This is a genomic window from Paenibacillus sp. MDV22-iso6 (genome assembly GCF_058408365.1).
In genome coordinates this window covers 401822-423180 of sequence record NZ_JBZVDZ010000008.1, presented here as the reverse complement: position 1 = coordinate 423180, position 21359 = coordinate 401822, and the positions used below count along the sequence as shown (strand labels likewise).

General features: G+C 48.1%; 18 protein-coding genes and 9 tRNA genes. 20 read left to right on the top strand and 7 right to left on the bottom strand.

The genetic code is table 11. The features are described 5' to 3' along the window. Window positions 1-77: 77 nt before the first annotated feature. The 11 genes from AC4PM4_RS23695 to AC4PM4_RS23645 all read left to right on the top strand — a co-directional run bounded on the left by AC4PM4_RS23695 (window position 78) and on the right by AC4PM4_RS23645 (window position 2354). Window positions 78-153: transfer RNA gene (locus tag AC4PM4_RS23695), tRNA-Thr, on the top strand. Window positions 154-250: 97 nt separating this feature from the next. Next, window positions 251-326, top strand: a tRNA-His gene (locus AC4PM4_RS23690). A gap of 11 nt (window positions 327-337) precedes the next feature. Continuing rightward, window positions 338-412: transfer RNA gene (locus tag AC4PM4_RS23685), tRNA-Gln, on the top strand. Between the two features lie 16 nt (window positions 413-428). Then, window positions 429-504: transfer RNA gene (locus AC4PM4_RS23680), tRNA-Lys, on the top strand. A 9-nt stretch (window positions 505-513) separates the two neighbouring features. Next, window positions 514-600, top strand: a tRNA-Leu gene (locus tag AC4PM4_RS23675). A gap of 8 nt (window positions 601-608) precedes the next feature. Continuing rightward, window positions 609-683, top strand: a tRNA-Gly gene (locus tag AC4PM4_RS23670). Window positions 684-689: 6 nt separating this feature from the next. Then, window positions 690-766 (top strand) — tRNA-Arg (locus AC4PM4_RS23665). A 16-nt stretch (window positions 767-782) separates the two neighbouring features. Further along, window positions 783-856 (top strand) — tRNA-Pro (locus tag AC4PM4_RS23660). A 9-nt stretch (window positions 857-865) separates the two neighbouring features. Beyond that, window positions 866-936 (top strand) — tRNA-Gly (locus AC4PM4_RS23655). Window positions 937-1023: 87 nt separating this feature from the next. After that, window positions 1024-1662: a pentapeptide repeat-containing protein gene (locus tag AC4PM4_RS23650; protein WP_491614694.1), complete on the top strand. Its 639-nt coding sequence runs from the start codon at window positions 1024-1026 to the stop codon at window positions 1660-1662. Between the two features lie 86 nt (window positions 1663-1748). Further along, entirely contained in the window at window positions 1749-2354 is a 606-nt protein-coding gene (locus tag AC4PM4_RS23645; RefSeq protein WP_090954193.1) for a short chain dehydrogenase, read from the top strand. A gap of 253 nt (window positions 2355-2607) precedes the next feature. Here AC4PM4_RS23645 and AC4PM4_RS23640 read toward each other — a convergent pair whose 3' ends face one another. Next, entirely contained in the window at window positions 2608-3468 is an 861-nt protein-coding gene (locus AC4PM4_RS23640; protein ID WP_274569254.1) for a CYTH domain-containing protein, read from the bottom strand. A gap of 144 nt (window positions 3469-3612) precedes the next feature. Further along, complete coding sequence (locus AC4PM4_RS23635) at window positions 3613-4521, bottom strand: LysR family transcriptional regulator (protein WP_079695908.1); 909 nt, start codon at window positions 4519-4521, stop codon at window positions 3613-3615. Window positions 4522-4691: 170 nt separating this feature from the next. Here AC4PM4_RS23635 and AC4PM4_RS23630 point away from each other — a divergent pair, with 170 nt between their 5' ends. From AC4PM4_RS23630 to AC4PM4_RS23615, 4 genes are all read left to right on the top strand, one after another. Beyond that, the gene (locus AC4PM4_RS23630; protein ID WP_079695927.1) at window positions 4692-5708 is read left to right on the top strand and encodes an ABC transporter ATP-binding protein; all 1017 of its coding nucleotides are present in this window, start codon (window positions 4692-4694) and stop codon (window positions 5706-5708) included. A 77-nt stretch (window positions 5709-5785) separates the two neighbouring features. Beyond that, window positions 5786-6862 carry an ABC transporter substrate-binding protein gene (locus tag AC4PM4_RS23625; RefSeq protein WP_090954187.1) on the top strand — a complete coding sequence of 359 codons (1077 nt, stop codon included), beginning with the start codon at window positions 5786-5788 and terminating at the stop codon, window positions 6860-6862. 90 nt (window positions 6863-6952) lie between these two features. After that, on the top strand, window positions 6953-8638 hold the full coding sequence (locus tag AC4PM4_RS23620; protein WP_063568011.1) for an ABC transporter permease: 1686 nt from the start codon (window positions 6953-6955) through the stop codon (window positions 8636-8638). Further along, window positions 8635-10197 (top strand): MBL fold metallo-hydrolase, encoded by a 1563-nt coding sequence (locus AC4PM4_RS23615; RefSeq protein ID WP_491614693.1) that lies wholly within the window; start codon window positions 8635-8637, stop codon window positions 10195-10197. The genes AC4PM4_RS23620 and AC4PM4_RS23615 overlap by 4 nt, the downstream gene beginning before the upstream one ends. Before the next feature lie 175 nt (window positions 10198-10372). Here the strand turns inward: AC4PM4_RS23615 and AC4PM4_RS23610 are convergent, their stop codons facing one another. Genes AC4PM4_RS23610 through AC4PM4_RS23600 form a run of 3 tightly spaced genes read right to left on the bottom strand, consistent with a single transcriptional unit; the run spans window position 10373 to window position 13239 of the window. Then, complete coding sequence (locus tag AC4PM4_RS23610) at window positions 10373-10927, bottom strand: GerMN domain-containing protein (RefSeq protein WP_491614692.1); 555 nt, start codon at window positions 10925-10927, stop codon at window positions 10373-10375. Between the two features lie 41 nt (window positions 10928-10968). After that, window positions 10969-12390: an N-acetylmuramoyl-L-alanine amidase family protein gene (locus AC4PM4_RS23605; RefSeq protein ID WP_491614691.1), complete on the bottom strand. Its 1422-nt coding sequence runs from the start codon at window positions 12388-12390 to the stop codon at window positions 10969-10971. Between the two features lie 24 nt (window positions 12391-12414). After that, on the bottom strand, window positions 12415-13239 hold the full coding sequence (locus tag AC4PM4_RS23600; RefSeq protein WP_491614690.1) for a hypothetical protein: 825 nt from the start codon (window positions 13237-13239) through the stop codon (window positions 12415-12417). Between the two features lie 296 nt (window positions 13240-13535). Between AC4PM4_RS23600 and AC4PM4_RS23595 the strand changes: the two genes are divergently transcribed. Beyond that, window positions 13536-14765, top strand: a complete 1230-nt coding sequence (locus AC4PM4_RS23595; protein WP_090810068.1) for an anhydro-N-acetylmuramic acid kinase — start codon at window positions 13536-13538, stop codon at window positions 14763-14765. Window positions 14766-14888: 123 nt separating this feature from the next. Then, window positions 14889-15728, top strand: a complete 840-nt coding sequence (locus AC4PM4_RS23590; protein WP_063568033.1) for a MurR/RpiR family transcriptional regulator — start codon at window positions 14889-14891, stop codon at window positions 15726-15728. Between the two features lie 147 nt (window positions 15729-15875). On the opposite strand, the gene murQ is transcribed toward AC4PM4_RS23590, so the two are convergent. Both murQ and AC4PM4_RS23580 read right to left on the bottom strand, forming a co-directional pair. Further along, window positions 15876-16781 carry an N-acetylmuramic acid 6-phosphate etherase gene (gene murQ / locus AC4PM4_RS23585; RefSeq protein ID WP_063568016.1) on the bottom strand — a complete coding sequence of 302 codons (906 nt, stop codon included), beginning with the start codon at window positions 16779-16781 and terminating at the stop codon, window positions 15876-15878. A gap of 22 nt (window positions 16782-16803) precedes the next feature. Further along, window positions 16804-17766, bottom strand: coding sequence for an N-acetylglucosamine kinase (locus tag AC4PM4_RS23580; RefSeq protein WP_063568017.1), 963 nt, complete (start codon window positions 17764-17766; stop codon window positions 16804-16806). 361 nt (window positions 17767-18127) lie between these two features. On the opposite strand from AC4PM4_RS23580, the gene AC4PM4_RS23575 reads away from it, so the two are divergent. The 3 genes from AC4PM4_RS23575 (at window position 18128) to AC4PM4_RS23565 (ending at window position 21357) form a co-directional block, all read left to right on the top strand. After that, a complete protein-coding gene (locus AC4PM4_RS23575; protein ID WP_072734989.1) occupies window positions 18128-19480 on the top strand; it encodes an ABC transporter substrate-binding protein in 1353 nt (450 codons plus the stop codon). Window positions 19481-19535: 55 nt separating this feature from the next. Further along, a complete protein-coding gene (locus AC4PM4_RS23570) occupies window positions 19536-20459 on the top strand; it encodes a carbohydrate ABC transporter permease (RefSeq protein ID WP_063568019.1) in 924 nt (307 codons plus the stop codon). A 64-nt stretch (window positions 20460-20523) separates the two neighbouring features. After that, a complete protein-coding gene (locus AC4PM4_RS23565) occupies window positions 20524-21357 on the top strand; it encodes a carbohydrate ABC transporter permease (RefSeq protein WP_062322342.1) in 834 nt (277 codons plus the stop codon). The last annotated feature ends 2 nt before the right edge of the window (window positions 21358-21359 follow it).

Sequence of the window (21359 nt, the reverse complement as noted above, 5' to 3'; positions counted from 1 at the left end):
CTGCCTGTCACGCAGGAGATCGCGGGTTCGAATCCCGTCGGTTCCGCCATTTTTACTCAAGCAACATTTTACACCGTGCCGGTGTAGCTCAACTGGTAGAGCAACTGACTTGTAATCAGTAGGTTGGGGGTTCAAGTCCTCTCGCCGGCACCATTTATTGCATTTACCTCTGAATTTATAATAGAATGTATATTGTAGTTTCAGATGGGAATACTGAGATACTCTCAGCGAATGTAAGGGATAGCTTATGGCGATCGTGGCGAAGTGGTTAACGCACCGGTTTGTGGATCCGGCATTCGGGGGTTCAATTCCCCTCGATCGCCCCATGTTTTCTTAATGGGGATTAGCCAAGCGGTAAGGCAACGGACTTTGACTCCGTCATGCATAGGTTCAAATCCTATATCCCCAGCCATTTTAGTTTTTAGTTTGAGTCATTAGCTCAGTTGGTAGAGCACCTGACTTTTAATCAGGGTGTCGAAGGTTCGAGCCCTTCATGACTCACCATTATATTTTGCGGTCGTGGCGGAATTGGCAGACGCGCACGGTTCAGGTCCGTGTGGGCTAACCCCCGTGGAGGTTCGAGTCCTCTCGACCGCACCATATATTTTGCGGAAGTGGCTCAGCGGTAGAGCATCGCCTTGCCAAGGCGAGGGTCGCGGGTTCGATTCCCGTCTTCCGCTCCAATATTTGCGCCCTTAGCTCAGCTGGATAGAGCGTTTGACTACGAATCAAAAGGCCGGGAGTTCGAATCTCTCAGGGCGCGCCATTATTTTCATAAGTATCGGGATGTAGCTCAGCTTGGTAGAGCACCTGGTTTGGGACCAGGGGGTCGCATGTTCAAATCGTGTCATCCCGATTTTTATATGCGGGTGTAGTTCAATGGTAGAACTTTAGCCTTCCAAGCTAATAGCGTGGGTTCGATTCCCATCACCCGCTTCATGGTAACATCAAAGAGAGCTCTTGCTTATTGCAAGGGCTCTTTTTGATATAGTAATCTTAAATAAGAAAATAGTGGGAGGACTTATGAAAAATAAAATAGAAACGCCAAAGATTCCCCTGGAACTCGAGGACTTATCGTTAACTTTAGAAGCATGGGAGAGTAAAGAAGAAATCAAACATGGACGATTTACCAATATCTCTATTGAGAATCAGAGCGCCAGCAGGGTTTCATTCGATAAAGTGGTCTTTGAGAACGTGATCTTCAGCCAGTCCTCTCTCCCCGAAGTTGAGCTTACTGATGTGATTTTTGATAAATGTGATTTGTCCAATATGGACTTTAACGGTTCTTTCCTACACCGGACAGAATTTAGAAACTGTAAATTGCTTGGTACTAAGTTTTCGAATAGCAGGCTCCAAAATGTAACCTTTCAGGGCTGTGTAGCTGACCTTTCTTTATTTCGATTTTCCAAGTTTAAACAGGTGAAGTACACGGAATGTTCTCTGGTTAGTGGCGATTTCTTTCAAGCTACAGCTCAAAAACTGGAGTTTTCTGAATGCAATATAGATCAAGCTCTTTTGTCTGGGGTTAAGCTTAAGGGAGTGGATCTTAGTGACTGTAGCTTTGAAAGGTTACACGTGGATATTGAGGACCTGGACGGATGTATCATCTCAGATGCTCAGGCTGCCTCTTTTGTTGGATTATTAGGCTTAATTGTGAAGTAGGTTTGATTATGCGAGTGATCTTTGTTTAAATGAAGAGATCAATGAATGTAGAATATCATGCTTTCACTGAAAAAAGGAGGCGTATTATGAAAAGGGCTCTCGTTATTGGAGGAAATGGAACATTAGGCAAAGCTGTTGTTGCGAAGCTTCAGGAGTATTCCGTTGAGGTAATTACAGCCGGCAGGCAATCCGGGGACTACCAGGTGGATATGACCTCGACAGAGAGTATTACATCCCTCTTTGAAACGGTGACTAATATTGATTATGTCATTGTTGCAGCAGGCCAGACCCATTATGCGAAGTTGGAGGAGCTGACCCCTGAGAACAACATGATTAGTGTGCAGGGGAAATTACTTGGTCAAGTTAACATCGTCTTGATTGGACAGCACTACATCAACGATAAGGGAAGTTTTACGCTGGTCAGTGGCATTATACAGGACCATCCTATTCTGAAGGGCGCGTCCAGTGCTATGGTCAACGGTGCAATTGATTCGTTTGCCAAAGCAGCAGCGTATGAGTTGCCCCGAAGTATACGTCTGAATTCGGTTAGTCCTAACCTGTTTGTTGAATCCGCAGAGAAATATAAGGGTGTGTTTATCGGATTTAATCCAGTGCCTGTGGAGCGGGTCGCCAATACGTTTATCCAGAGTGCACTTGGTATCGAAACAGCCCAGAACTTTAAAATATATTAACTGTAAGGAATATTAAATAAAGGAGATCAACAGAATGTTCCTGTTGATCTCCTTTTGTTTTGGATGAAAATGGATGTAGGCTTGAATGGGCAGATAAACCAAACATATCATTGTATGTTTAAGCGATAGGGTATGGGAAGGGGAAAGACCATGATTCGTTTCATTAAGAACATAGACATGCCCATTTTCCCCGTTGCCTTTAAACCGCTAGATACCATACTTAGACTTATACGGTATGGGCAGCAACAACCAATTAGTATCTTTCCAAGATGAGCTGAGTTTTCAGGCCATCGGCAGGAATGAGCCAGTTTTTGTTTGCTAGGACTTGCATCAGTTGAGTACGCAGTCCAGAAACAGCTGTAGAATCTGCTGTTTTGAACGAGATCTCAACGATATTCTCTACACCTGTGCCTGCTGCGTTGCGAATTGGCCATACTTCAAGGGTGAGTTCCTGTCCATTCCATGTGCCTTCATAACGTTGGAACGTTATCGGGCCGTAGGCACGGGATGCCGTGAGTTGTTGTTTACCCCAGTTGGAGGAGGACCAGTTTTTTAATTTGCCAGGCAGCTTGTCCAATAACATGCTCAAGGCTTCCTGCTGTGATGGAAGTTGTACGCCTGTAGCGTTGGTATCCACCTTTTTCGTGTTGGAGAAGCTTAATGTTTGTTTGCCATATCCCCAGTCAATTTCAGCCTCGTAGTTATCATCTGACGCATTAAATCCCTCTTGGTTAGCCAGAGTCAACGCCGCATTAACATCACCATTGATGACAGGATAGCGCTTTTTATAAGTCAGTTCATAATTGTTCTTGTCATCCTTCTTCCGAAAACGGACATCCCATCCTGCTTGATTTAGATTGAGTGCGTTAGTGTCGAAATACTCTGCACTAATGTTTCTTGCTGTGGAGTTCAAGCCAAGTGTCTGAATGACTTCACTGCGTGGTGTGCCATCTGTGTTCAATACCAGCTCCGGCTTAGCCAGGAACTTCACTTCATAAGCAGGAACGGCGTTGGCTGCTGCTGAGGCCTGTGGTGCTTCCAGAAACGTCAGTCCACTTCCCAATGTCACGATGCTCAGCATGAATGAGGCGGTTACCTTTTTCCATTTTTTCAAAACCAATCACTCCCTAGGCTGGATTAACGTACAGACCCACTTTATCGTCCGAGTATATGAAAGCGATTAAATGGAAGGGCTCGTTGCGTTAACCCTGCATAGATTTGATGAATGCCAAGCGATAGTTTATATGGGATAGCGGGATCATGAATTAAAAAGAGAGATGCTGTGGCTCATGTCCCGCAGTACTTCCTTGAAGCGGTTGACCTGGACGGAAGGATGACGATCCTTGTTGTGGACGGTGTAAATATGCCGCGGAGCCTGCTCCCCCGGAATGGGGAGGACCTTGATCAGTCCATGCTGCTCTTCCCACTGTACGGCCATTCGTGACATGAACGAGATATGACCGCCGAGTAGAACCAACTGCTTGATCGCTTCCAGAGAGTCCATCTCAACGGTGCTCCGCAGACGAATATCATGTTGCTCCAGCCATTGGTTGGTTAAACGGCGAGTGCTAGATTCATCCCCATGCAGTGCAAAAGGAACCTGTGCCATATGCTCAGGTTTCAGCACATCCCTCTGAGCCAAGGCATGCTGTGGTGAGCAGATTAATACCAGATCGTCTTCACACAACGTCTCTGCTTGCAGCACCGGCCCTACAAACGGTTCGGAAGAGATTACACCCAGATCAATCTGGTGACGGATCAACATTTCGCGGATAACGGGTGAAGGTTTGACTGATAACATAATTCGAATACCGGGGAATTCCTGAGAAAATGTATTCAAAATAGGTGGCAGCAGATACGTGGCTGGTACATAGCTCGCTCCAATGTGCAGGGTGCCCCGATAGAGGCTGTCATATTCCTGTACTACCCGGCGTGCCTCCTGGGTCAGGGCATTGATTTTGACGGAATAGTGTAAAAGGGCTTGTCCAGCCTCGGTTAGAAATGTCTTTCCACTACGCGATTCGAATAATCGCACCCCCATCTCTTCCTCCAAAGACTTCATATGAAAGGTAACAGTAGGTTGCTTGATACCTAGAAGTTCGGCCACGCTGGTCATATGATGATGTTTATCAATGAGTTCAACAATTTGCAGTTTAATCAGGTTCAACGAACTCAACACTCCTCTCAGGTAACTTTGAATCACCTTATATAGATTTAATCTATGAAGATCAACAGAATTCATCTAAAAAGTTAATTCCAATTTTACATTTCTAACATACAACTCGCGAAAGCGGACGTTAGACTGAGAACAGTACAAGAAGACAGGCAGGGATGCTTATGAAAATGGAAATTAGGGGAATTCAAAAATCATTCAATCGCACTCCCGCGCTGCTGCCCACGGATTTAACACTTCAGCATGGACAGTTTACGACGCTGCTCGGCCCATCCGGCTGTGGTAAAACGACGTTGCTGCGCATGCTGGCGGGGCTGGAGCAACCGGATGCGGGAGAAATCGTCGCGGATGGCAAGAGTTTCTACTCGGCGACGAAGCGAATAGATGTACCGACACATAAGCGTAATCTGGGCATGGTGTTTCAGGATTTTGCATTATGGCCGCATATGACCGTATACGAAAATGTGGCGTTCGGCTTGAAAGCCGGAAAGCAAAAATCGGATTTGCGCCAGAAGGTGACCGAAGCACTAAGCATGGTTCGCCTGCAAGGCATGGAGGATCGTTTTCCTCATCAGCTGTCGGGAGGACAGCAGCAAAGGGTTGCTTTTGCCAGAGCGGTAGCAGTAAGACCGGGGATTATCCTGTTCGATGAGCCACTAAGTGCACTGGATGCCGTGCTGCGGGAAGAGATGCGAATTGAGATGATGTCATTGGTACGGGATATGGGATTGACAGCGCTGTACGTCACCCATGATCAGGTTGAGGCGATGTCGATGTCGGATGAGATTGTGGTGATGGAGAAGGGGCGGATATTGCAAAAGGGAACCCCGGAAACGATCTACGCATCGCCAAGCGATCCTTTTGTTGCTTCATTTATCGGAAAGTCTAACTGGCTTACGCCTAATCAGTCCATGGTGAGACCGGAACATGTCTCCTGGAGCAAAACAGGTCATGACGATCTGTGTTATCAGGCGGTAGTGCTCAGCGTCAGTTATGTAGGAGAGCGTTATGAAATTCGGGTGCAGATGGAGGGACTGGGTGTATGGACAGCCTATCTGGATCGAAGAGTACGCGTAGGAGAGAAGGTTCAGCTATATGTAGCCCCGGAGCGGATTTGCCGAATGAACGGACAAGACACTCCGAATGTGAAGCCGAGAGAGTTCATCGCAGCAGCCAACTGATCATGATGAGCATACAGCGTGAGTTTGCAGAAACTTGAATACTAATATAATCAGAAACCAAGGGAGATGGAATGAAAATGTTGGGTATGAAAACACGGAAAAGAAGTGCAATGCTATTATTATCAGCGGTAATGAGTATCAGTTTGTTCGGATGTAGCACAGGTAATTCAACTACCGGGAATGCGGGTCAAGCTGCTGGGGAAGGCAGTACGGCTACTGCATCGGCGGAAACAACAAAACCAGCTGGCGGTAAGCTGGTATTGTACAGTGCAGGACCTCAGAAGCTGGCGGATAACATCATCAGCGGATTTACAGCCAAGACGGGCATTGAAGTGGAGATGTTCCAGGGTACGACAGGTAAAATTCTGGCTCGCATGGAAGCTGAAAAATCTAATCCGGTAGCGGACGTGGTTATCCTGGCCTCCCTGCCTTCGGCACAAGCACTGAAAGCAGATGGTCTGACACTCCCATATCCTGATGCGGAGAATGCAGACAAGCTGAACAAGGACTGGTCGGATGCCGACGGCAACTATTTTAGCTCCAGTGCTTCGGCACTTGGAATTGTCTACAATACGAAGCTGGTGTCCACGCCACCAACCAGTTGGTCTGAGCTGGCAACACCTGCCTGGAAAGATGTTGTGAACATTCCTGATCCTACACTGTCCGGTTCTGCACTGGACTTCATTACGGGATACCTGAGTGTGAATGGAGATAAGGGCTGGGACTTGCTGGAAAGCTACAAAGCGAATGGTGTTGCGATGGCAGGAGCGAATCAGGAAGCACTTGACCCGGTTATTACTGGAGCGAAGAGCATCGTAGCAGCAGGTGTGGACTACATGGCGTATTCCTCCAAAGCCAAAGGTGAACCGCTGGACATCGTATATCCAGAGGAAGGGACTGTAATCAGTCCAAGACCGGCAGCGATTCTGAAATCGAGTCAGAATGTGGAGAATGCCAAGGCGTTTATCGACTACCTGTTGTCTGATGAGGCACAAAAGCTCGTTGCAGATGCTTACCTGATTCCGGGTCGTGAAGACATCGAGGCGACTAACCGGGCAAATCTGAAAGATATCCCGCAGCTTAAAGTGGATTGGAACTGGATGAGTGAACACGGAGATGAGACAGCGGCACGTTTCTCCGAGACTTTTAAATAAGCATAGTGTTATGACCTAACGATTGAGTAACTAGAGCAACTAGAGTGAAGAGACGATTGTTTTGTGGAAGTCATGTGAGGTGAAATCGTAGTGAAACCTGGTGTAATAGACAACAACCGTATTTTTCGGAGAGTGGGCGTGATTCTGGCCCTCTTTCTGCTGACGATAAGCATTGGTGTACCGCTCTTGCTGATTTTCTGGGAAAGTGTGTATCCAGACGGGCAGTGGGATTGGATGGCTCCGATTCGGACCATTACCGGACAGCATTTATCCGGGGTGCTGCTGAATTCCGTCTGGCTGGGGATCTGCGTGGTAGCTGTAACAACGCTGCTGGCATTGCCACTGGCCTGGATGATGGCGAAGACCCGCATGGGTCAGCATCGCTGGGTGGACGTAATCCTGATGATTCCGTTCATGACCCCGCCGTATATCGGCTCCATGGGCTGGATTCTGTTTATGCAAAAAGGGGGATACCTGCAGCAATGGGTGCCCTCCGCTGCGAGCTGGAGTGAGTTGTTCTTCAGTTTCTGGGGCATGGTGCTCATTATGAGCCTACATCTGTTCCCTTTCCTATATCTATTGCTTCGGGATGCCATCATTCGCATTGGAGGCAACCTGGAAGAAGCGGGAGCGGTGCACGGGGGACGTGCGGGATACCGATTCAGACGCATTATTTTGCCACTGCTGTTGTCTTCCTATGGCATGGGGATCATGCTCGTCTTTGTCAAAACGATTGCGGAATTCGGAACACCGGCCACCTTCGGGCGCCGTATCGGTTATTATGTCATGACATCTGAGATTCACAAGTATATCTCCAGTTGGCCGATTGATTTTGGCAAGGCAACCTCGCTTGCATCGGTGCTGCTGTCGGTCTGTCTGGTGATGTGGTACATGCAGTCTGCCATGAGTCGGAAGTTCACGTACCGTCTGGTAGGGGGCAAAGGGCAGCGATCCAAACGATACTCCCTACGCGGCGGAGCGGGTTGGTTGTGTGGGTTGTATCTCGCGTTGCTGCTGATTCTGTCGGTGGGCATTCCGTATTTCTCCATTATTGCTGCATCGACTATGAAGCTGCGCGGCGCAGGATTGTCCTTCGACAATCTGACGCTGGATCATTACCGGGAATTGCTGTCCTGGGGATCGGTCAGTATGAAAGCAATCGGGAACAGTCTAGGGCTGTCACTAGCAGCTTCAACGGTTGCGGTTATTATCGGTACAGGTTTTGCATTGACGATTGGTAAATCGTCTTCCTTTATGCAGCGTGTCATTGACCTGTTCAGTCTGCTGCCGAATACGGTACCTGGCATTGTAATGGTGGTGGGTCTCATCCTGTTCTGGAATTCACCATGGATGCCGTTCACCCTGTACAACTCGTACGGAATGGTTGTTCTGACGTATGTGGTGCTCTTCCTGCCGTACACGGTGCAGTATGTCAAATCAAGCTTCACCCAGATAGACGGTACGTTGTTCCAGGCGGGTCAGGTCTTTGGCGGAAGACCGTTGTATATTCTGCGGCGCATTCTTCTACCACTGATCATTCCCGGTATGTTGGCCGGGTGGATGATGACATTCACCATTGCCACGCGGGAGCTGGTGGGATCACTGTTGATTTTGCCTCCATCGATGCAGACATCGGCTACGTATATTTTTGCTCAATTTGAACAAGGTCAGGTTTCATTGGGAATGGCGATGGCCGTGGTTACTGTCGTTATGACGGTACTGATGTTGCTCGGCATTGAAGTTCTGAATTCGAAGAGAAAGTGGAATGCATCATGATCAAACTGAAGGTATGGGGCGGCGCCGGGGAACACGGGCGCTCTGCCTATCTCCTGAGAGGGAGCCGGGTTCAACTTTTGCTGGATTGTGGCGTGAAAAAAGAAGGAACCGGCGAGTATCCATTGATTGAACCGGAAATCGTTAAAGAGCTGGATGTGGTTTTGCTGTCTCATGCCCATGAGGATCATTCTGTCGCTATTCCATTGCTTTATAAGATGGGGTATCAGGGTGAAGTATGGACGACGCGGGAAACCAGAGAGCAATTGGACACCTACTTCAGAGCTTGGCGAAGAAATATGGAGAGGGCAGGACACATGCTCCCATACGAAGAAGGTGATGAACAATTGATTCGCTACCGATTTTTGGAGGATGAAGCCGAGGGTGGAACCTGGTTTGAAATGGTCCCTGGCGTCTCGGTGGTGTGGGGGCGCAGTGGACACCTTGCAGGATCGGTATGGTTCGGGCTAGAAATCGAGGATAAGCGGATATTCTATTCCGGTGATTACACCTCCGAATCCATGCTTTTGCAGGAGGATTGTCCAGCGGATACGCTTTGGCAGGCAAAGTTACCACGTAACAAGCGTGGATTCGATACTCCGATTAGTCAACGTTGGAAAACGGATATACGAACCGCCGTGAATGGTGGGCATGTCTTGGCAGGAGAGCCATCCGCGTCGCAGACTCTCCCCTTTGCTGCATCCGAAGGGGTATTACGATCCCATGTATCAGCAGGGAGAACTGTGGAGCAAGGGGATTCCTATGCCGTATCCAAGGGAGTCGAAATGAACCAAGCATCTTCATCCGGCATGCTCGATTTGGTGATTATGGATGCTGCCTATGGAACAGATCGCGATACGCAGGCCAACAAGCTGGAACAGCTGGAGCAGGCCATTCATGAGACCATTGCCCGGGGTGGAAAGGTGCTAATGCCTATGCCCTCAGTGGGTCGTGGTCAGGAAATCATGCTGTGGGCACAGCAGCAGTTCCCGGACGTTCCAATTGTAGTGGAACAAGGGCTGGTGGACGGTCTGAAGCAGCTTTTACGTGCTCCATATTGGCTAAAGGAAGAGGAAGAACACATATCGGGCTCTGTAAAGGAAGCAATTGAGCGTTTTTTGAGGGGTTATGGTTGGGAAATGCCTGTAACAAAGGAAAATCGAGAGCGGCTACTGCATCAACATGCTGCCTCTTTGTGGTTCATTCCGGACGGAATGATGCAGTCCTCTCTTGCTCGCTGGTACTATAGCCAGTTTGCGGACGATGAACATAATCTGGTACTGCTCACTGGGCATGTCTCTGCCGGCACCTATGCTTACAGGCTTTTGCAGAATCCTGCAAAACACGGAGCGTGCGAGGTACGGAAAATTCGTTATAAGGTGCATCAGGGTTGGAAGGATGTCGAGAGAATGCTGCATCAGGTTCCTGCGAGGCATACGGTACTTGTGCATGCGGATCGGGCAGAGACGGATAAACTGAGAGAAGGCTTGCTCAGCGAAAAATCGGTCTCGGGGAAAGGGATTTTGCATTCGCTATCTCCTGGAGATGAGCTGTATCTGTAAGTTGAATTGGATAAAGATTGGATCTATGCTATGTAGGGCGTCCCTGGGGACGTCTTTTTGAATGTGGATTTTTAATAAAAAAAAGCATGATGAGAAGTTATGCTTCTCATCATGCATGGGAGATGATTCAAGGGGAGAATCATCTGGAAATCATCCGCTGTCTTTTAAAATTAGATTAGGGCTCGCGCTGAATAGGATGCTCCAGCTCTGAATGGCCCATCAAGCTATCGAGGGCTTCACCGTCCACCAGGATATCGATACTTTCTACTTCATCGTATTGAAACATCGTCCGGGTCAGTGCATCCAATGCAAGCAGCTCGCCACTGGTTCCCAATTTGGCCTCATCCGGAATATGAACATCCAAAGTGACTTTGCCCTCACCGTACTGTAGGGAGAGCAATTCGACTTTTTCCCAGAGGGATACGAGCTCCGAATCGGTATTTTTTTGTAAAGCTTCAAATGTTTTTTTGTATTTCTCGGAATCGTCCTTGTATTCAATTTCCTGCTCTTTTTTCTCAAGTTCCAGTACCTGGGCATCTGCGAAATACACATCAACCGCTTTTGTGTTCATTGAGCCCAGATCCACCTCTGTTTCGGATGGGTTTGGTGACTGTCCTCCCTGAACAGCAGGTTCGGCCGATCCGGATTCACTGACTGGCTTCTGAGCACAACCAATGCCAACTATCATTAAGAAGGATAAGACGAGTGCACATCCCAATTTCGTTTTCAATGGATCACATCCTCCAGCATATTTTAATTATGTTTTATTATTTAATTTATACCCAGATATTCCTTAATCCCATCTGCTATCGCTTGCGCGGCTTTCATCTGAACGACATCGGACGACATCAGTTCTTCATCTATAACATTACTCAGGAATCCCACTTCCAAAAGTACTGCAGCCATGGTCGTATCTCTGATCACTTCCAAGTTGCCATTTTTCACACCACGGTCTTTGAGCCCCATGGCTTTAACCAAACGTTGATGAATGATATTGGCTAATTCCTTGCTGCTGCTGCGTTGATAGTAGAACGTCTCTGTACCTGTCGCCTGGGGTGAGGACTCCACATTATTGCCATGGATAGATACAAAAACATCCGCGTTTAATTGATTAGCGAGCCGAACACGCTCCGGGCGAGTGGGATAAGTATCACCGTCACGAGTCATCACCAATTCGATATCCGGCTCATTGAGAAGCAGTGCTTGTACTTTGAGAGCCAATGCCAGATTATATTCTTTCTCGGGTTTGTTGGTGATGCTGGTTGAACCTGGATCTTTACCCCCATGGCCTGGGTCGATGACAACAACCTTGCGTCCTGAATCGCCTACAGGAGTTACAGGAACGGGTGTGACGTTATCTCCCGAAACATTTAGATCGATAATTAGTTTATCGGCAATGATGTTCTGGCTGTACTGTACATCCTTCACCTGATTCAATTCAACGACAATTCGAACTTGACCAGGGTCTTGTTTAAAAAGAGAATATCTAACTTCCGTTACATTGGGGTATGCGTCCACATCCAATTTACCATTCATGTTTTGATTCAAAGGTTGCGATAGATCACCAAACACTGCTCCGGGCAGATCCACGACCAGACGATCGGGATTCTTCAAAGTCGTCATCACTGGTTTGGATTCACCATCCATAGACACGACGAGCTGATTGTTGGCAAATTGGATATCGGTAACATGTGTTAGCGATGCTGGGTTACCGTTTCCTGAACCGTTGCCCGGCTCAACATTGGGCTCTTTACTGGTGGCGGTGTTGATTAAGTATACAATCTTCTCCTTGTTGTTCCATTTCACGTTGAGTCCCATTTGTTCACTGACAAATCGAATGGGTACCACCATGGTGTTATTTAAAATGAGTGGAGCTGTGTTCAGGGTAACTTGCTTGTCAGCGACCATGGCTTGCTTTTGATCAACGGTTAAAGAAATCGTCTTGTCATTTTGCTGGATCTTTACATTACGTGTATTTTGATTCCAATCCACTTTGAATTTCAAATTTTCGGCAACGACACGAATCGGAATCATAACATTCTTATTCACGATGGTCACCTGAACGTCACTTGGGAGGATTAATTCCTCGCCGTCCAAGAAGATTTTCGACGTGCTTGCAGCCGCATTTCCCTGATGAGGGAGTACAACCAGCAAGAACAGACTCAAAAACAGGAGTAAAATCGATTTTTTCATTATGCACCTCTACTATTTAGATCGTTACTGTATGGAATACTTATCCAGCTTAAACCATTCGGCAAACTCATTACGGCTGATTTTCTTAACAGGCTTCACCTTGTTACTCTCCATGCTATACCTATAAAGTATCATTTGATCAGACGGGTACTCACTGATGTAATCTAGCATTTTTCCGTTTTTTTGCCACAAAATCAGATTGGTACTAATATAATTGGTTGCCCTTGGTAGGTATACAAAGCTCTCTTTCTGAACATTGTAGATGGCTATTGAGCTTTTGGAGGGATCTCCGTAAGAGAAGGCTATCTGATCTTTGTTGGGTGCCCAGTTATAGTCGGCAATCGTTTCTATGTTTTTCTTGCCTGCTTTTTTCAATCGGTCATTTAATTCCGTCACTTCACCCGTTTGAAGGTTAAGCAGCATCAGAGTGTTTCCTGAGCTACGTTCTGCGTGTATAGCAAGCCATGTATTGGAGTCAGAGGCAACAACACTTGTGATATCGAGCCAATTGTCCTCCAAGTCACTCGTTTCAATCGTATATTTCTGGCTCCCCTTGGTGACGACAATGGATTGAATTACGTTTTGTTCAAATGTGGGCATACCTTCCAACTTCACTGTAGTAGCGGTTAAAGTAATATTTCCTCCCTTCAAGATGATTTTGTTGGTACTGTTGCTCTTTTTAAAAGGTGTGACGCTTGAATAGATGGAAGGAGTTACAGAAGGCGCATTAACTGAACGTTGTGAAATTTGTTCTGGTGCAGCTGGTTTGGCACCAACAGTAGATGACGATGTAGTCGTCAATCCCCCCAGTATTAACACAGTTGAAAACCAAATAGCAGCGTTATTCATCTTGGTATCTCCTTCCGCTAGTGACAGCTTATAATCCTCAACATGTCGATTCCAAAATATACCTTCGTTATATAAACGGTAAAATTGTAAAAATGTTTCTTTTTTGATCGTTATTTATCTATTTTTATTTATAGAAGCATCTCGTGAGCATTTCATTTCGGACAAAGAGTCGCTATGGTTGGAAGAGTGTAATTAAATTTCATAAAATATTTGACTTGTGAAATTTTATATCATATACTGGGTGAAATTATGGCAGGATGACGTGTTCATCGGGTCTGGCGGGAGGTTGTGAATGGATGGATACAGGCAGCTATCCGATGTGGGAGCAATATCGCTTGAAACGGGAGCATTACATCATTGGACTGATGTCAGGCACGTCCCTCGACGGGACGGATGCGGCATTGGTGCGTATTCTGACAGATGACAGCGGGGCATTGCAAAAGATCGATCTGGTTGACTTCGTCTGCGTACCTTACTCCAATGAATTGAGAGAAGTGCTGATTCGACTATGTTCACCGGAGACGGCACGTGTGGATGAGCTGACGGCTGCACATTTTGGCGTATCGGAGTGGTATGCTCAGAGTGTCAGAGAGCTTATTCGATCCTCAGGAATCTCATCCGGGCAGGTGGATGCGATCAGCATGCACGGACAGACCGTATGGCACGCACCAGTAGCCTCGGCTTTTCCAGGGCCAGCAGGCGAGAGTCTTCCAGTGGTGTCCACGTTGCAGATTGGCGAAAGCGCCGTTGTACGTGAACGAACGGGCCTGCCAGTGATCGGCAATTTGCGGGCCCGGGATATGGCGGCTGGCGGGGAGGGGGCGCCGCTTACCCCTTACGCCGATGCGTTGATGTTCCGCAGCCCGGAGGAAGGACGATTGGTGCAAAATATCGGTGGTATTGGCAACGTTACGGTGCTGCCATCAGCGTCTTCTAATGAAGGCATTTCGGCTTTTGATACGGGACCTGGCAATATGGTGATGGACGCGATCGTACGCCAGGCGACTGGTGGGCGGCAGCACTATGATCCAAATGGAAGCATCGCCGCACAGGGAAAGTTTGATCAGGATCTGGTGGATCTGTGTTTGGACGATACCTATTTCAAAAGGCTGCCTCCCAAGAGTACCGGACGTGAAGTGTACGGTGCAGCATATGCAGTACGCTTGATGGAGATGGCCGCTGCGCGTTCTTTATCCCTGGAGGATACGCTGGCTACCGCCACTTGTCTGACCGCGGAGACGATCGTGCGTGCAGTGAAGGATTTTATCCTGCCCAAGGTGCACATATCGGCCATGCTCGCCTGCGGTGGTGGCACTTCCAATGCCACGTTAATGGAGATGATCCGTCAGAGACTCCCGGAAGGTATCCGTTTGGAGCGAACAGCGGACTATGGTATACCAGATGATGCCCGTGAAGCGATTGGATTTGCCCTCCTTGGCCATGAGGCACTCATGGGCAGAACCAACACGCTCCCGGCAGTAACCGGCGCGAAACACGCCGTAATATCGGGCAACCTGACACTGTAGTGCAGCATGGCTTTTGAATGAGTTGAATAAGCAAGGGCGTTTAATCAATTAGACTCTATTGGAATTATAGGATAAAATGCTTGTACATGAAGGCAGTACGGAAAGGAGGAGCGGATGGAAGGCATGAAAGGTGGACTTGTACGTTTACGCGCATTAATGGATGACTTGACTCCGTCGGAACGGAAGATCGGTGCTTACATTCTCGATCATCCCCAAGAGACGGTTCAGTCCTCGGTGGCACAGCTGTCTGAACGGAGCGGTGGCAGCCCGGCTGCCATTATCCGTCTCTGCAAATCACTGGGTGTAACGGGTTTCCAGGAGCTGAAGCTGAAGATTGCCGGAGATTTGCAGACAGGTGAGCAATACCAATATACGGAGATTCGTCCCCAGGACTCCATGGAGAGCATTATTCAGCATGTGTCCGCAAACAATATTCAGTCGGTGAAGGATACCGTTCATATTTTGGACCCGCGTCTGGTGGAGCGGGCAGTGGATATTCTTCATCGGGCGAACCGGATCTTTTTCTACGGGGTGGGGGCCTCCAACCTGATTGCGCTGGATGCACACTACAAGTTCATGCGAATCAATCGCACAAGCTTTTCGTTCGCCGATCCGCATATGCAGATTTCGTCCGCAACGACGCTTCGCGAAGATGATGCGGTGGTATGTATCTCGTATTCAGGGGAGACTTCGAACGTGATCTCCTGTCTGAAGCATGCTCGTGAAGGCGGCGCTGCAACGATTAGCATTACCAAGTGGGGGAGCAATACGCTCAGCAGTTTGGCGGATGTACCCCTGATGATTACTTCCACCGAAAGCGATATCCGGAGCGGAGCAACTTCGTCACGCATCGCACAGCTGAACGTGATCGACATTTTGTATCTGGCGATTGCCAGCCGCGACTACAACCAGTCGGTGGAATATTTGGAGAAGAGCCGGCAGGCTATTCTGGAGCATAAGTGAAGTAGAACCATATGAATCCCTTTCTGTTTATACAGAAGGGGATTTTTTTGACGGATTATATTCGCTTTTAGTATAAAAAAATAAAAAAAGAGCCCAGACTAATGTCGGGCTCTTCTCTTTCAACCTCTAGGAATACTTCTGTACGGCTCAGGAAGGACCCACAATGGCGGCGCGGACAAATCCGTCAGCCAGATCCAGTCTTCGCTGAGCTTCCACGGCGTCCACGCCTGCCATCAGCATGACGATTGCTGTTTTTACATGACCGTCTGCACCGGCAAAAACCTGTTCAATGTCCGCTTCGTTCGCTCCGGTTGCCAGATGGATCATGCGTTTGGCCCGATGGACAAGTTTTTCATTCGAAGGGTTCAGATCGACCATGAAATTACGGTAAACCTTGCCCAGACGAATCATGGCAGTAGTGGTGAGCATGTTCAGAATCATTTTCTGGGCGCTGCCGGCCTTCATACGTGTTGAACCCATGACAACCTCTGGGCCGACAACAGCCTCGATGCTCACATCAGCCAAAAGGGTCATCGGCGTACCTGCGTTGTTACTCAGGCTGATTACAGTAGCTCCGATCTCCTTGGCGTGTCTCATCGCACCCAGCACATACGGCGTCCGGCCACTGGCTGCAATGCCAACCACGACATCGTTTTCGTCTATTCCATGTTCATCAAGGTCTGCGGCTCCCAATTCCTCGCTATCCTCAGCACCTTCAACCGGGTCCTTCACTGCCCGAAATCCCCCTGCGATAATACCCTGCACCATAGAGGGAGGGGTTCCGTAGGTAGGCGGGCATTCCGAAGCGTCGAGTATTCCCAATCGTCCACTTGTACCTGCGCCTACATAAAATAGCCTGCCGCCAGATTGAAAGGCCTTCAAAATCAGGTCCGCCGCTTGAGCAATGACCGGAATCAGGGGCTGAATGAGCTCCGCAATCCGTTGATCTTCCTTATTAATTAGCTCCATAATTTCTGCCGAAGGCAATTCATCTATATGATCCGTTAGTGGATTGGGTTGTTCCGTTAGTAGTGAGTTCAGCATGTGATTCATCCGTATGGCCTCCTTCTCTCTTTTAAAATGATTCATTCAAGGAACAGCGTATTCTTGCCAGTTGTGCTGCACCAATCGCTGGAGCAGGGGCATCTTCACGATATACAAAGTCCAACTCTTCATAATATCCCGATAACTTCTGGATAAATGTAGTTCGGAAAAGTGCAGCGTATCGAAACAATGATCCAGACAGGACAACCTGAGTGGATGCAAATTCGGGATGACGGGCAATCAGCGCCTTGGCGGTATCCGCCAATTGTGCGGCCTCATCGATGATCAGTGCCCGGGCGGCCTCATCCCCGGATTCAGCAGCCTCTATAGCCAGACGGGCGATGGATGCGGTCTCGGTTTTGCCCCAATCCGTCTGGTACACCCGTGCCTTTAACTCCGATATATCCCGAAGGTTCAGTTTCCTTAGAAGAAGCGGGGTTAAACGGGTTGGAGGAAGAACACCGTCATAGCTCTGCATTACCACTTGGAGTGCACGCTGCCCAATACGATAGCCGCTCCCCTCATCTCCGAGCAGATGACCCCAGCCTCCTGCACGGTATCGCTCTCCTTCCAGCGTAAAACCGTACACGATGGACCCTGTTCCAGAGATGCACAATACACCGTGAGTATGTCCGAGAGAGGCCATCAGAGCAATCTCTCCTTCGGATACAACCCAGACTGGACACCCTTCTGATCCCTGTCGATTCCGACTCTTCATATAGTTATTAACTGCGTCGGCTATAAGTTGCCGTTCTTGGATCGTATCTACACCTGACATGCCGAGGCATATACCTTCACAATTTGTCGATAAATCACTTTTTAGATTAAATAGCTGTTCCAGCACTCGTTGCAGTTCGGAAAGGGCCTGTTCCAGTGGTACGCTGTGAGGATTTGTGGGACCGCCGCTGAGCCGGGCGAGAATTTCGCCAAACTCAGAAATGATTGCTGCATCAGTATTGGTACCGCCTCCATCTACGCCTACATATACTCGCAAAGTGGCTCACCTCGATTGCTTGAGTTTTCTTTTTACATAGTATAGAGGCATAAAATGAAAAAGTAAAATTAAATTTTATAATAAAAAATAATGTTGAATTTTTATTTCATAGCTCATATAATGAACTCAATCTACAATTTTGGAAGGAATTAATACTGTTAATGTTAACTAAGTTGACGTTAATATTGCATTTAAGAGATTAATCCTGCGTACGTTCAGGTCTAATCCATAAGGGAGGTGCATTTTCCTTACTGCCACGCTCAATAATCTGTTAAGTCGTTTAAGGATGGATGATTTCAAAAGGGGTAGCATGGTTAGGCAATGCAATTATCGGGAGACGACACGCGAAGGAGATGAAGGGATGAAAAAGAAGGGTCTGGTATGGGCAATGTTGTTGATGATGGTCTGGGTTACTGCCTGCGGGAATAGCGGGGGTGCTGCTTCAGATGATCCCAATGCGGAAGATACGGTGACCGTATGGACTTATCCAGTACATGGGACATATGAAGATGAACTGAAGGATCTGATCGTTGATTTCAATAAAGAACACCCGAACATTACCGTGAAGACGGAGATGCTCTCCTGGGCGGAAGGGCCCAAAAAATTCGATGTCGCTCTGAACGCGGGCAACCCGCCGGATCTTTACTTTCATAGTGTAGACGGCACATATGTGAATACGGGATTGGCACTTGAGCTGGACAACTACCTGACACCTGAGATCAAGGATGACTATCTGCCAGGTACGCTTGAATTAGGCCAGATCCAAGGGAAACAGTACGGAATGCCGTTGTATCAATTCCAATGGGCATGGGGTGGCAACAAACGCATTCTCGAGGAAGCGGGTATTGACTGGAAATCCATTCAGCAAAATGGTTGGACCTGGTCCGAATTCAACGCTGCCGCAGCCAAGCTGACCAAAACGCTGGATGGTGGGGCTAAACAATATGCACTGGTTACCGACGGAACCTCGCTTGATTTCATTGAAATGTTGTCCCGAAACAACGGCATGATTGACGTTCTCGATAAAGCTGGCACATTCCAATGGAATGATGGCCGCATTCTGGATACTCTCTCTTTTATCAAAAATCTGATGGATCAAGGTTATATGCCGAAGGAAACGGCTGCTCTTGCTCCAGCAAAACGGACGGATATGTTCTACGCGGGTGAAACGGCGATCATCTCCAAAGCGATTCCTTATTATGATGTGATGATTCAGAACCGCAACAAGGATATTGATGACGGCAAGGTACAAGGGGAGAAAATTGATTTTGTCCTGCTGCCTGTACCGCATAATGATGATCAACCTGCGGCAACAACGATGGGTGGCGAAGGGTATGTAGCCTTCAAACAGAAGAAGGACAAAGGTGAACAGCATGCTAAAAATACGTTCCTGGTTATGGAGGCACTCAGTGGTGCCAAAGCAGGGAACTCGGCCAATGAACTGGCGCTTCCATTCGTAAGACAATCCCAGGTGGATCTGTTTAAAGGAAAAGAACTTGGTCAACCGGATAATCTGGCTGCTGCAAAAGTCATGGCAGAGAATATCGCTATGCCGGTTGTACTGGAACTGGATATCGACAAAGCATCACAGCAAAAACAATTCAAGGAACAAGTTGTGAAGCCTAACATTCAGGCGCTGTTCTCGGGTGAGAAGACACCGGAGCAGATCGCAGAAGACTTCAAGAACAAAGGCCAGCAGATGTTTGGACAATAACTCGGACCATACAACATAACGCAAAACTACACTGATTAGGAGAGGAGGATTCGCCATGCAGACCGCCCTTGCGCCAAAACCGTCTGTGCCCCGGACTTCCCGGGTTGCCCGGTTTTGGCGAGACTACGGGTGGGCGTATTTGTTTATTTTGGCGCCTGTCCTGCTGTTTCTCATTTTCACACTGTATCCCGTTCTGACGGCTCTCGTGATGAGCTTCCAGAAATACAACATTATGAACTCGACGTGGGTTGGATTGGATAACTACGAGCGACTGGTGAAAGATGAGACGTTCTGGAAGTCGATTAAAAATACACTCATCTTTACTGTAGGTACGGTACCGGTCAATATTCTCATTACATTTGTACTGTCCTACTTCATCTACCAGATGAAAAGCAAGTGGCAGACGTTCTTCAAAGCAACATTGTACCTGCCTGCGGTAGCATCCGGAGTAACCATCTCCATCGTATGGCTGGCGATCTTTGACCCGACAGATTCGGGACTGCTGAACCGCTTCCTTGGCCTGTTAGGCCTTGATCCGGTGATCTGGCTGGGCCAATCGGGAACGGCACTCTTTTCACTCATTCTGATGAACTGGCTCGGATCGCACGGAGCGGGCATTATTCTGTATCTGGCAGCCATGGGCGGTATTCCGAAATCGCTGTACGAAGCGGCGGATATTGATCATGCCAGCGGCTGGACCCAGTTCAGCAAGATTACATGGCCGCTCCTCAAACCAACGACGCTGTATCTGCTCGTGACAGGTGTGATCACGTCTTTCCAGGTGTTCATTTCGGTATATCTGATGACACAGGGTGGACCGAACTTTGCGACAACAACGATCGCTTATCTGATCTATGAGACGGCATTCAAGTTCTATGAGTTCGGATTGGCTTCTGCACAGTCGTTCGTTCTGGCGATTATCATTATTGTCATCTCCGTCATCCAGTTCAAATATTTCTCCAGCGATATTGAGTATTAGAGGTAGTTCAAAACACGTACTATTAGAGCATGTTGCATTAAGCATCCGGGGGTGAATGAAATCCATGAAATCAACACAGAAAAAGACACTGCTTGTCGTTGCATCCATTCTGCTGGTGGTCTGGGCACTGGTGACGGTCATTCCGATGTACTGGATGCTAGTCGGTTCGGTGCAGGATAGTGCGATGTCGGCTTCCTTCAAACCGCAGATGATCCCGGAGCAGCTGTCGTTATCACCATATGAGCGCTTTTTTGCCAAAACTGATGCCTGGCGCTGGCTGTACAACTCGCTGCTCATCTCGGTCATTCTAACCGTGACGAATGTGTTCTTCGCCTCCCTGGCGGGATATGCGTTCGCCAAACTGAAATTCCCGGGAAGTCAGGCGGTATTCTGGACCTTGCTGGGCACGATGATGATTCCGGCACAGGTGACCCTGATTCCCTTGTATATTCTGATGGTCAACGTGTTTGACCTGGGGGATACGTATACGGCCATTATTCTGCCTGCTGCGGTCAGTGTGGGCAACATTTTCTTGATGAAACAGTTCATGTCAACGCTGCCCACATCACTGATTCATGCGGCACGTATTGATGCATGCAGTGAGTTCGGCATCTTCTGGAAAGTGATTCTGCCGATGGCGAAGCCAGGGATCGCGGTGCTGGCGATTTTCACGTTTGTAGCTTCGTGGAATGAATTCTTCTGGCCATTCCTGATCACTAACTCCAACGAGATGCGCACCGTTCAGGTGGGGCTGGCTTCGTTCGTATTTGCCGAATCAACGGATTTCGGCGCAATGATGGCAGGGGCAACAATTGGTGCGCTGCCGATGATCATTCTGTTTTTCTCACTGCAACGTTATTTCCTACAGGGCATTACGATCGGTGCAGTAAAAGGTTAAGG

Coding starts and splice junctions, on each gene's coding strand:
- AC4PM4_RS23630 (WP_079695927.1), top strand. CDS start 4,692: ATGAAAATGGAAATTAGGGGAATTCAAAAATCATTCAATCGCACTCCC.
- AC4PM4_RS23590 (WP_063568033.1), top strand. CDS start 14,889: ATGAAAGGTGGACTTGTACGTTTACGCGCATTAATGGATGACTTGACT.
- AC4PM4_RS23615 (WP_491614693.1), top strand. CDS start 8,635: ATGATCAAACTGAAGGTATGGGGCGGCGCCGGGGAACACGGGCGCTCT.
- AC4PM4_RS23600 (WP_491614690.1), bottom strand. CDS start 13,239: ATGAATAACGCTGCTATTTGGTTTTCAACTGTGTTAATACTGGGGGGA.
- AC4PM4_RS23570 (WP_063568019.1), top strand. CDS start 19,536: ATGCAGACCGCCCTTGCGCCAAAACCGTCTGTGCCCCGGACTTCCCGG.
- AC4PM4_RS23645 (WP_090954193.1), top strand. CDS start 1,749: ATGAAAAGGGCTCTCGTTATTGGAGGAAATGGAACATTAGGCAAAGCT.
- AC4PM4_RS23565 (WP_062322342.1), top strand. CDS start 20,524: ATGAAATCAACACAGAAAAAGACACTGCTTGTCGTTGCATCCATTCTG.
- AC4PM4_RS23625 (WP_090954187.1), top strand. CDS start 5,786: ATGTTGGGTATGAAAACACGGAAAAGAAGTGCAATGCTATTATTATCA.
- murQ (WP_063568016.1), bottom strand. CDS start 16,781: ATGAATCACATGCTGAACTCACTACTAACGGAACAACCCAATCCACTA.
- AC4PM4_RS23575 (WP_072734989.1), top strand. CDS start 18,128: ATGAAAAAGAAGGGTCTGGTATGGGCAATGTTGTTGATGATGGTCTGG.
- AC4PM4_RS23650 (WP_491614694.1), top strand. CDS start 1,024: ATGAAAAATAAAATAGAAACGCCAAAGATTCCCCTGGAACTCGAGGAC.
- AC4PM4_RS23595 (WP_090810068.1), top strand. CDS start 13,536: ATGGATACAGGCAGCTATCCGATGTGGGAGCAATATCGCTTGAAACGG.
- AC4PM4_RS23605 (WP_491614691.1), bottom strand. CDS start 12,390: ATGAAAAAATCGATTTTACTCCTGTTTTTGAGTCTGTTCTTGCTGGTT.